The sequence below is a fragment of the Streptomyces sp. SID14515 genome (assembly GCF_010548505.1).
Taxonomy (GTDB): Bacteria; Actinomycetota; Actinomycetes; order Streptomycetales; family Streptomycetaceae; genus Streptomyces; species Streptomyces caviscabies.
Genome location: NZ_JAAGMH010000008.1, coordinates 42,043 through 52,097 on the forward strand (window position 1 = coordinate 42,043; position 10,055 = coordinate 52,097).

General features: G+C 74.2%; 10 protein-coding genes and 1 pseudogene. 7 read left to right on the top strand and 4 right to left on the bottom strand.

The window, feature by feature from the left end; genetic code table 11:
- The first annotated feature begins 2 nt into the window (after positions 1-2).
- Together G3I54_RS01520 and G3I54_RS01525 are read left to right on the top strand one after the other, a co-directional pair.
- Complete coding sequence (locus G3I54_RS01520) at positions 3-476, top strand: roadblock/LC7 domain-containing protein (protein ID WP_164610264.1); 474 nt, start codon at positions 3-5, stop codon at positions 474-476.
- Between the two features lie 160 nt (positions 477-636).
- A complete protein-coding gene (locus G3I54_RS01525; protein WP_164610266.1) occupies positions 637-1,011 on the top strand; it encodes a hypothetical protein in 375 nt (124 codons plus the stop codon).
- 15 nt (positions 1,012-1,026) lie between these two features.
- On the opposite strand, the gene G3I54_RS01530 is transcribed toward G3I54_RS01525, so the two are convergent.
- Together G3I54_RS01530 and G3I54_RS01535 are read right to left on the bottom strand one after the other, a co-directional pair.
- Positions 1,027-1,566, bottom strand: a complete 540-nt coding sequence (locus G3I54_RS01530) for a hypothetical protein (RefSeq protein ID WP_164610288.1) — start codon at positions 1,564-1,566, stop codon at positions 1,027-1,029.
- Positions 1,567-1,721: 155 nt separating this feature from the next.
- Entirely contained in the window at positions 1,722-2,567 is an 846-nt protein-coding gene (locus tag G3I54_RS01535) for a MurR/RpiR family transcriptional regulator (protein WP_164610268.1), read from the bottom strand.
- Between the two features lie 163 nt (positions 2,568-2,730).
- Here G3I54_RS01535 and G3I54_RS01540 point away from each other — a divergent pair, with 163 nt between their 5' ends.
- The gene (locus tag G3I54_RS01540; RefSeq protein WP_164610269.1) at positions 2,731-3,147 is read left to right on the top strand and encodes a hypothetical protein; all 417 of its coding nucleotides are present in this window, start codon (positions 2,731-2,733) and stop codon (positions 3,145-3,147) included.
- Between the two features lie 419 nt (positions 3,148-3,566).
- Here G3I54_RS01540 and G3I54_RS01545 read toward each other — a convergent pair whose 3' ends face one another.
- Positions 3,567-4,973, bottom strand: coding sequence for a cystathionine beta-synthase (locus tag G3I54_RS01545; RefSeq protein ID WP_164610271.1), 1,407 nt, complete (start codon positions 4,971-4,973; stop codon positions 3,567-3,569).
- Positions 4,974-5,132: 159 nt separating this feature from the next.
- On the opposite strand from G3I54_RS01545, the gene G3I54_RS01550 reads away from it, so the two are divergent.
- Entirely contained in the window at positions 5,133-6,134 is a 1,002-nt protein-coding gene (locus G3I54_RS01550) for an SGNH/GDSL hydrolase family protein (protein WP_164610290.1), read from the top strand.
- Positions 6,135-6,149: 15 nt separating this feature from the next.
- Here G3I54_RS01550 and G3I54_RS01555 read toward each other — a convergent pair whose 3' ends face one another.
- Positions 6,150-6,878, bottom strand: coding sequence for a GntR family transcriptional regulator (locus tag G3I54_RS01555; RefSeq protein ID WP_343240243.1), 729 nt, complete (start codon positions 6,876-6,878; stop codon positions 6,150-6,152).
- Between the two features lie 166 nt (positions 6,879-7,044).
- On the opposite strand from G3I54_RS01555, the gene G3I54_RS01560 reads away from it, so the two are divergent.
- The 3 genes and pseudogenes from G3I54_RS01560 to G3I54_RS01570 all read left to right on the top strand — a co-directional run.
- Positions 7,045-8,046, top strand: a complete 1,002-nt coding sequence (locus G3I54_RS01560; RefSeq protein ID WP_343240244.1) for a BMP family ABC transporter substrate-binding protein — start codon at positions 7,045-7,047, stop codon at positions 8,044-8,046.
- Positions 8,043-9,686 (top strand): ABC transporter ATP-binding protein, encoded by a 1,644-nt coding sequence (locus G3I54_RS01565; RefSeq protein WP_164610275.1) that lies wholly within the window; start codon positions 8,043-8,045, stop codon positions 9,684-9,686. Before G3I54_RS01560 ends, G3I54_RS01565 begins: the two co-directional genes overlap by 4 nt.
- Positions 9,683-10,055 (top strand): annotated as a pseudogene (locus G3I54_RS01570) (ABC transporter permease); the annotation flags it as partial. The gene G3I54_RS01565 and the pseudogene G3I54_RS01570, both read left to right, overlap by 4 nt.

Consider the following 10,055-nt stretch of genomic DNA (forward strand, 5'->3'; position numbering starts at 1 on the left):
TGATGGTGCCCGAGGCCGAAGTGCGTGAAGTCCTCGACGAGCTCCAGCGGTTACGGGCCCGGGTCCCGCTGCTCTCCGGGGCGCTGGCCGCCTCCACCGACGGGCTGGTCCTGGCCCACGACACCCCGGGCGTCGAGGCGGAGGGCGTCGCCGCCCTCACCGCCGCCGCCCTCGGCGTCTCCATCCGGATGACCGACGCCACCGGCCGGGGCGGCTTCCGCGAACTGCTCGTCCGCGGCGGCGACGGCTACATCGCCACCTACGCCGCGGGCTCCTCCGCTGTCCTGACCCTGCTGGCCGAGGACCGCATCAACGTCGGCCGGCTCCATCTGGAGGGCCGCCGCGCGGGCGCCCGGATCGGCGAACTCGTCGACGCCGCGCTGGAACGCACCGAGCGCCCCGCCACCACCGCCCGCGCCGCACCCCCGCGCCCCGCCACCGCGCCCGGCCGCGCCCTGCCGCAACGCCCCACGTAGTGCGCCTCCCGCGCAGCCGCCGCCCGATTCCCCCCACCCGTACCGCCACAACCACCGGGACTCAGCCATCACGCAGAAGCCCGCGCCACAGCCCGCACAGAAACCGGCACAGAAACGGACCCGGTCACCGCGACCGGCCAGGGAAAGGAAACGAGCCTCCATGGCGAACACCGAAGCGTCACTGAAGGAAGCGATGAGCTCGATCGAGGGCACCACGGGTGTCGCCCTCGTCGACTACACGAGCGGGATGGCCCTGGGCACGCTCGGCGGCGGCAAGGACTTCAACCTGGAGGTCGCCGCCGCGGGCAACACCGATGTGGTCCGCGCCAAGCTCCGCACCATGGAGCACCTGGGCATCAAGGACGAGATCGAGGACATCCTGATCACGCTCGGCACCCAGTACCACCTGATCCGGCTGCTCAAGACCCGTGGCAGCAACGGTCTGTTCCTCTACCTGGTGCTGGACGCGAGCCGGGCGAACCTGGCGATGGCCCGCCACCAGCTGAAGAAGATCGAGGCGGACCTGGAGGTCTGACACCTCCCCGGTCCCTCACCGGCGGCGACGCCGCGCCCCGCCCGGCGCGGCGTCCCCCGCCTCCGGACCCGTCGTCCGATGCGCCTTCACCCGCTTGCCGACCGGGCTTCCGTGCCCGCTCCAGTCGGTGCGCACCCAGTACAGGACGTCCTCGCGGCGCTCGCGCTGTCCGATGCGTACGGCCTTGGCCCGGAGCCCGGCCCCCGCACCGGCGAGCAGCAGCCCGCCGGCCCCCGGCAGCGCGAACGAGGACGCCACCGCGACGACGAACGCCCCCAGCAGCCACCACCTGCGCCCGCGCCGCCACACCCGTACGGTCACGGCCCGGTCCTGGAGGAAATCGTTCCGCCCGGCGCGGGAGGCGCTCCGGGCCAGCTCCGCGTAGCGCTTGCCGCGCGCCAGGGCCACGACGGCCGCGGTGACGATGAAGAGCGCCGCCCCGGCCAGCAGCCCGATCCGGCGCCCGGTCAGCCCCGGAACGAACGCCCCGGCCGCCGCGGCCACCAGACCCGCCCACCACAACGGCGCCGCCCCGGCCCGTACGGTCACGGCCACTCTCGCCAGCGACTGTCCTCCGCGCCCCACGTCCGTACCCCTCTCACTCCGCGATGCCGCGCACCGCCGAAGCCGCGGTGCTTCTGGGCGCGGAGGTTAACGGCCGCAGATGAGCGATACCTGAGAAACCGCGAAACGGGCGGGCGCGCGGCTCCTCACTCCACGAACAGGCCCCGGGCCGCCGCCCGTACGTCGAACTCTTCCAACCGCGCCTGGGCGTCGGGCAGTCCGTCGCACATCGCCTCCAGCAGCACCCGGCCGAGCAGCATCGGCGCGCAGACGGTGTCGAAGGAGAGCCCGGAGCCGATCGCCGCCGGGAGCAGCAGATCGCTGTGCTTGGCGACGGGCGCGAAGGCGGAGTCGGCGACCGTCACCACGGTCAGCCCCTGGTCCTGGGCGTACGCGAGCGCGTCCACGGTCTCCTTGGGGTGGCGTGGCAGCGCGAAGCACATCAGGGCGGTGGCCCCGGCCCGGCGGGCCGAGTCGATCCGGTCGGGCAGCATGCTGCCGCCCTCGTCGAGCACCCGGACGTCGGGGTGCACCTTGGCGGCGAAGTAGCCGAAGCCGCGCGCCTGCGAGGAGGCGGCGCGCAGCCCCAGCACCGGCAGCGGCCGGGAGCCGGCGAGCAGCCGCCCGGCCCGCTCCACCGGCGCGGGGTCGGCGAGCACGTCGCAGAGGTGCTGGAGGTTCTCGATCTCGGCGCGGACGGCCTGTTGGTACTCGTTGTACGACTCCCCCGCGTCCTCCTGCTCCGCGTCGGCGGGCGCGACCTCGCGCAGGTGCCTGCGCAGCGCCGGATAGCCGTCGAAGCCGAGGGCCACGGCGAAGCGGGTGACGGAGGGCTGGCTGACCCCGGCCAGCTCGGCCAGCTCGACGCTGGAGAGGAACGGCGCGTCGGCCGCCCGGCGGACCATGCAGTGCGCGATGCGCCGCTGGGTGGGTGTGAGCCGGTGGCCCTCGAAGAGCCGCTGCAACCGTGCGGCGGGGCTGCTCCCACTCATGCTGTCCCCTTGCTGGATCCGTCGCGCCACGACCGGCGCCGACCGTTCTATTCAGCCAGGAAGGTCGCTGTATGTCCATATGCAGGACTCGGGGGGGTAGCCCCAAGAGGTTCGGGGGCTAGCCCTACTGTCACGCGGGCCCGGACTCCGTACCGTCATCCGCATGGAAGCCCGTGACCACGAGCTCAAGAAGGAGCTCGCCGCCACCCTCCAGGCCCGCGGCGAGCTGGGCGCGGAGTACGAGTCCGTGCTCATCGAATCGTTCCTGGAGAAGGTCGAGCAGCGCCTCGACACCACGCTCGACCGCAGGGTCCGCCGCCAGCTCGCCGAGCAGCAGATGACCCATGCCCGAGGCGCGCGTCCGGAGCGGCCGGAGACCTTCGGCGAGCGGTACGCGCTGGGGATCGTCTCGCTGATCCTGGCCGTCCCGCTGTCCGCGATCGGCGTCGTGAACGCCGGGATCGAGGGGCTGGTGGTGGCCTGGCTGGGCATCGTGGGCGTCAACGCGTTCCAGGCGGCGCGGGGCGGGGGGCTGTTCCGCCGCCGGGAGGAGCGGGCACGGTCCGACTGGAAGGACTGAGCCGCCGCTCACTCCGGGCCCCGATCCGTCCGGGCCTGTCCGGGCCCGTGCGACGGGCCCGGAACACGACCGCGCGGCCGGACCCACGGGGGAGTCCGGCCGCGCCGACGTCTGCGGAAGTATGTCGCGGGGACCGCCGCACCCCCGGTTGCCCGGGGGGCGGGACGACGGCGGTCCCCGCGAGGGACGCGGTCCGGGTCAGGGCCGGATGTTCGCGTCCGGGCGACGGTGGAGGTCCGGGAGCCGCTCCGTAGTCCGGTGTCGCCGTTCTGGGTGCCGGCGGGTTCCCCTGCCGACACCCACCAATGTGCCGGAGCCGTGTTAAGCGGGTGCTGCGCGGACGTGACGCGCTCGTACCGTTTTCGCGAAGCCCGGCCACCGGACGCCTCCGGGGGCGCCCCGGAGGTGACACCGGACCGTCAGGCCTTCGCCGTGCCCGCGTCCTTGGCGAGGAACGCCAGCAGGTCCTGCCTGCTCACGACGCCCTTGGGCTTGCCCTCGACGAGCACGATCGCCGCGTCGGCCCCGTCCGTGCCGCTGAGCACGGCCATCAGGTCCTCGACCGGTTCGCCGGAGCCGACCTGCGGCAGCGGCGCCGACATGTGCTTCTCCAGCGGGTCGGTCAGCGAGGCGCGCTGGGTGAACAGCGCGTCCAGCAGCTGCCGCTCCACGACGGAGCCGATGACCTCGGCGGCCATCACGTCCGGGTGGCCTGCGCCCGGCTTCACGATCGGCATCTGCGAGACGCCGTACTCGCGGAGCACCTCGATGGCCTCGCCGACCGTCTCCTCCGGGTGCATGTGGACGAGGGAGGGCATCGGGCCCTCCTTGAAGTCCAGGACCGCGCCGACGTTGGCGGAGGTGCCGGTGTCCTCCAGGAAGCCGTAGTCGGCCATCCACTCGTCGTTGAAGATCTTGCTGAGGTAGCCGCGCCCGCTGTCGGGGAGCAGCACCACGACGACGTCCTCGGGGCCGAGCCGCTTGGCGACCTCCAGGGCCCCGACGACCGCCATGCCGCAGGAGCCGCCGACGAGCAGCCCCTCCTCCTTGGCGAGCCGGCGGGTCATCTGGAAGGAGTCCTTGTCGGACACCGCGACGATCTCGTCGGTGACGTTCCGGTCGTACGCGCTCGGCCAGAAGTCCTCGCCGACGCCCTCGACCAGATACGGACGGCCGGAGCCGCCGGAGTAGACCGAGCCCTCCGGGTCGGCGCCGATGACCTGGACCGCGCCGTCGCTGATCTCCTTGAGGAAGCGCCCGGTGCCGCTGATCGTGCCGCCGGTGCCGACGCCCGCGACGAAGTGTGTGATCTTCCCCTCGGTCTGTTCCCACAGTTCGGGACCGGTGGTCTCGTAGTGCGAGCGGGGGTTGTTCGGGTTGGAGTACTGGTCCGGCTTCCAGGCGCCCGGCGTCTCGGTGACCAGTCGGTCGGAGACGTTGTAGTACGAGTCCGGGTGCTCGGGGTCGACGGCGGTCGGGCAGACGACGACCTCGGCGCCGTACGCGCGCAGCACGTTGATCTTGTCCGTGGACACCTTGTCAGGGCAGACGAAGATGCATTTGTAGCCCTTCTGCTGGGCGACGATGGCGAGGCCGACGCCCGTGTTGCCGCTGGTCGGCTCGACGATCGTGCCGCCGGGCTTCAGCTCCCCGCTCTGCTCGGCCGCCTCGATCATGCGCAGCGCGATGCGGTCCTTCACCGACCCGCCGGGGTTGAAGTACTCGACCTTGGCCAGGACGGTCGCCTGGATACCTGCCGTGACGCTGCGCAGCCTCACCAGCGGGGTGTTGCCGACAAGACTGATCATCGAATCGTGGAATTGCACCGTGTACTCCGGGATCTCCGAGATGGTCCGGCCCAGAGTATGCGTACAGGACGGACTCCGCGTACGGAAAGGAGTACGCGCGGCCCCTCGCGGGGCAGGTAGGTACGTGTACGGCTGTACGGCGAGGAGGAGGTGGACCGGACTGTGTCGAGAGCAAGGGTGGCACGGCGGATCGCGGCGGGCGCGGCCTACGGCGGTGGCAGCATCGGGTTGATCGGTGCGGCGGCCGTGGGCGTGTTCCTGGCGGAGGTCCAGCTCGCGAAGAGGCAGGTGGGCGGCGGGACGGCCCCGGTTCCACCGAGCGCGGACGGACGGTACGGGGTGGCGTTCGCCGGGCCGAACGACCCGATGCGGCTCGGGATGCTCGGGGATTCGACGGCCGCCGGCCAGGGGGTGCGGCGGGCCGGGCAGACCCCGGGGGCGCTGCTCGCCTCGGGGCTCGCGGCGGTGGCCGAGCGGCCGGTGGATCTGCGGAACGTGGCTCTGCCGGGGGCCCGGTCGGACGATCTGGAGCGGCAGGTGTCGCTGCTGCTCGCCGATCCGGCGCGGGTCCCGGACGTCTGCGTGATCATGATCGGGGCGAACGACGTCACGCACCGGATGCCCGCGACCCAGTCGGTGCGCTGTCTGACGACGGCGGTGCGCAGGCTGCGGACGGCCGGTGCGGAGGTGGTCGTCGGGACCTGCCCGGACCTGGGCACGATCGAGCCGGTCTACCAACCGCTGCGCTGGCTGGCCCGGCGGGTGAGCCGGCAGCTGGCGGCCGCGCAGACGATCGGGGCGGTCGAGCAGGGCGGGCGCACGGTGTCGCTGGGCGATCTGCTGGGCCCGGAGTTCGCGGCGAACCCGCGCGAGCTGTTCGGCCCGGACAACTACCACCCCTCCGCCGAGGGCTATGCCACGGCGGCCATGGCGGTGCTGCCCACCCTGTGCGCGGTGCTGGGCCTGTGGCCGGAGACCGACCGGCTGGACGGGGCGCGGCGCGAGGACATCCTCCCGGTGGCGAAGGCGGCCTCCCAGGCGGCCCGGGAGGCCGGTACGGAGGTCACGGGGGCGCGGGCGCCCTGGGCCCTCCTCAAGCACCGCAGGCGGCGGCGTCTGCCCGCCTCCACGGAACCCACCCCGCACACCCACCCGGACGCCGCCCACGGGCACGCGTGACGAGGGCCCCGCGCCTCAGGACGCCGTGCCTCGGGCGGCCGGGGTCGTGGGCCTGCGGCGGCGACGGCGGGCGGCGACCTCGGCCGGGTCCACCTCGGGGTGCGACCAGCGGGCGGCCAGCTCGGTGCTGGTCGCCCGGCCGCTCGCCACATGCCGGTGCGCCAGCGCCGCCGCCCGGTCCGCGTCCCGGGCCGCGATGGCCTCGTACAGCTCCTCGTGCTCCGCGCACTGCTCGTCGGCGTCGCGCTGGGCGGTGAGCCGGAACAGCCAGTGCGTACGGGCCTCCAGCGGGCCCATGAGGGAGCTGAGCAGCGGGTTGGCGGCCAGCTCCACGATGTCGACGTGGAAGCCCGCGTTCGCCTCCGCGATGGCCCGCCAGTCCCCGGACCGGGTGGCGGCCCGCGCCCGCTCCAGCCGCTCCCCCAGCCGGGCCAGGCCCGCCGCGTCGCGGCGTTCGGCCGTGAGGCGGGCGGCCAGGGACTCCAGCGACTCGCGTACGTCGAAGAGGTCCCGTACGTCGGCGGGCGTGAACGGGGCCACCAGCGCGCCCCGGTGCGGCACCAGCACCACCAGGCCCTCGGCGGCGAGCAGCCGCAGGCCCTCGCGGAGCGGGATGCGTGAGACGTCCAGTTCGGCGGCGAGATCCCGCTCCACCAGCCGGCTGCCGGGCGGGAGCTCGACCTCGACGATCCGTCGCCGCAGCGTCTCGTAGACACGGTCCCGCAGCGAGCTGCGCTCTGTCACAGCGGTCCTCCTCCTGGCCGTCCACCACAGGTTAGGCGGGCCGCGCAAGGGCGCCGCCATTGCTAACCGGCGCCTAACACGCCCGCAACACACCGGGCCGAAACTGAGCCGCGTAACGGTATACCAGTAACCGGCCCGTGGGCCGCACGTCCTCCTGGAGGCACCCGTGGTGCACCTGCGCAACTCCGTCACGGCCGCGGCACTGACCGCGGGCCTGCTCCTGCTCACCACCGCCTGCGGCTCCGGCTCCTCCGCCACCGCCGAGGACTCCGACGGACCGCTGCGGGTCGGCGTCCTGTTCGCCGGGTCCGTCTCCGACCAGGGCTTCATGCACTCCGCGCACCTGGGCTATCTGCGCGCCCAGAAGGCGCACGGCGAGAAGGTGAGGCTCAGCAAGGTCGAGCAGATACCGGCCGCCGACTACGAGGCCGCGCTCGTCCGCTTCGCCTCCTCCTCCGACCTGGTGATCTCGCTCGGCGGGCAGACCGACGCCTCGGTCCGCAAGGTCGCCCCGCGCTTCCCACAGGTGGAGTTCGTCGAGATCGGCGGCCCGGCCGACGGGAAGCCGCTGACCAACCTCGCCCTCTACGACCCGCGGCAGGCCGAGGCCGCCTTCCTCTCCGGCGCGGCCGCCGCCCTGCTCAGCGAGAAGGGGACGGTCGGCTTCGTCGGCGGGGCCGAGCTGCCCGCGATCGTCAACGCCTCCAAGGAGTTCGCCAACGGGGCGAAGGCCGCGAGGCCCGGCGTGCGGGTGCTGCCGGCGCAGTATCCGGGCGACTTCAACGACGTCGCCAAGGCCAAGCAGTCCGCCCTGGCCGACTTCGGCGCGGGGGCCGACGTCCTCGGCCAGATCCTGAACCTCGGTCAGAAGGGCCTGGCGCAGGCGGCCGTGCAGCGCGGCTCCACCCTGATCGGCGGCCCGATCCCGGCAAAGTGCGGCAGCGACCCGGCGTACGCGGGCTATGTGGTCACCGACATCGGCGCGGAGATCGAGTACGCCGTCGACCACGCGCTCGCCGGGACCTGGAAGGCCGAGAACGTGAAGTTCGGCCTCACGGCGGACGAGCCGGCCAGTGATCTGGTGGTGTGCGACGCGGACCCGGCCGTCGAGAAGAAGCTCGACGAGCTGGAGCAGGCCATCGCCACCGGGAAGATCACCACCCTGTGAGCGCGCCGACCGCCGCACGCGAATCCACCGCACTCGAAGTCACCGGGCTGACCAAGTCGTTCGGCGCGACCCGCGCCCTGGACGAGGTGAACCTGCGCGTCGAGGCGGGCACCGTGCACTGCGTCCTCGGCGAGAACGGAGCCGGCAAGTCCACCCTCTGCCACCTCGTCGGCGGCGGCCTCGCCCCGGACGCCGGGACGATGCGGCTGTACGGGCGGGAGTACGCGCCCGCCCGGCCGGCCGACGCGCTGGCCGCCGGGATCGCCACCGTGCACCAGCACTTCTCCCTCGTACCGACGCTGACCGTGGCGGAGAACCTGCTCCTGCCCACCGCCCGCTCGCTGCGCCTGCCGCGCCGGGAGCTGGCCCGGCGGCTGGCCGGCCTGGAGGAGGCGTACGGACTCGGCGTCGACCCGGACGCCCTGGTGTCCGCACTCCCGGTCGGGGTCCGCCAGCGCGTCGAGATCGTCAAGTGCCTGCTGCGCGACCCCCGGCTGCTCCTCCTGGACGAGCCGACCGGGGTGCTCGCCCCGGCCGAGGTGGACGCCCTGCTCACCACCTGCCGCCGGATCGCGGCGGACGGCCGGGCGGTCGTCCTGATCACCCACAAGCTGGGCGAGGTGGCGCGGGCGGGCGACGCGGCCACCGTGCTGCGCGGCGGCCGGGTCGCGGGCAGCGCCCCGCTCACCGAACTGCCCCCGGAGAAGCTGGTCCCCCTGATGATCGGCCGCGCGCCCGCCGACCTCGCCCCGGAGCTGGCCGCGACGCTGGGGCTGGGGGCGACGGGAAGCCAGGGGGACGAGCCCCGCCCCGCACCGCGCGTCCGGGAGCGCCCACGGCCCCCGGCAGCGGCCGCCCCCGCCCTCCGGCTGCGCGGGCTCACCGTCCGCCGGGGCGACGGTTCGTACGCGCTCGACGGCGTCGACCTGGAGCTGGCCCCCGGCGAGATCCTCGGGATCGCCGGGGTCGAGGGCAACGGGCAGAGCGAGCTGATGGCGGTCCTCGGCGGGGCCCTGGCCGCCGAGGACGGCGGCGTCGAGGCGGGCGGCGCGGACCTCACCCGGGCCACGCCCCGGGCCCGTACCGCCGCCGGGCTGGGCATCGTGCCCGAGGACCGGCACCACGAGGGGTGCGTGCCCGAGCTGTCCGTGGCGGAGAACCTGTTCCTCGGGCGGCTCGGGGAGTTCCGGCGGTTCGGCGTGCTGCTGGACCGGCCCGCGATGCACCGGGCCGCCGACCGCGTCCTGACCGCGTACGACATACGGGCCGCCGGACCCGGCGCGCCCATGGCCGGCCTGTCCGGCGGCAACCAGCAGAAGGTCGTCCTCGCCAGGGAGCTGGCCCTGGACCCGCTCGTGGTCCTGGCCGCCGCCCAGCCCACCCGGGGCCTGGACGTCGGCGCGGTGGACGCGGTCCTCGGCCGGCTGCGGGAGGCCGCCGCGCGCGGGGTGGGCGTGCTGGTGGTCTCCAGCGAGCTGGACGAACTCCTCGCCCTCTGCGACCGGATCGCCGTCGCCTACCGCGGGCGGCTCCTGGGCCCCGTCGACACGGCCGCCCCCGGCGCCCGCTCCACCGTCTCCCGACTGATGCTCGGCGCCGACGCCGCCGGGCCCGAACCCCTCCTGGAAGCGGCGTCATGATCGCGACCCTCACCCCCTCCTCCCTCTCCTCCTCCTTCCGGCACCCCGCCGTCATCGCCTCGCTGGCCGCCCTCGCCGCCGCCGGAGTCGGCCTCCTGCTGGTCGTCGGCGCCGGCTCCACCCCGGCGGCGGCGGGCGGCGCCCTCGTCGAGGGCATGTTCGCCACCCCGTACGCGATCGGCTCCTCGCTCAACACCGCCGCCGTGCTCGCCGTCATCGCCACCGGCTTCACCGTCGCCCACCGGGCCGGGCTGGTGAACGTCGGCGGCGAGGGCCAGCTCTGCGCCGGCGGGGTCGCGGGCGCGGCGGCCGGTCTCGCGCTGCCCGCCGCCACGCCCCCGGTGCTCGCCGTGAGCGCCGTGCTGGCCG

Excerpts from the sequence above, each read along its gene's own strand:
- G3I54_RS01520 (WP_164610264.1), top strand. The coding sequence starts at position 3 with ATGGTGCCCGAGGCCGAAGTGCGTGAAGTCCTCGACGAGCTCCAGCGG.
- G3I54_RS01525 (WP_164610266.1), top strand. The coding sequence starts at position 637 with ATGGCGAACACCGAAGCGTCACTGAAGGAAGCGATGAGCTCGATCGAG.
- G3I54_RS01535 (WP_164610268.1), bottom strand. The coding sequence starts at position 2,567 with ATGAGTGGGAGCAGCCCCGCCGCACGGTTGCAGCGGCTCTTCGAGGGC.
- G3I54_RS01540 (WP_164610269.1), top strand. The coding sequence starts at position 2,731 with ATGGAAGCCCGTGACCACGAGCTCAAGAAGGAGCTCGCCGCCACCCTC.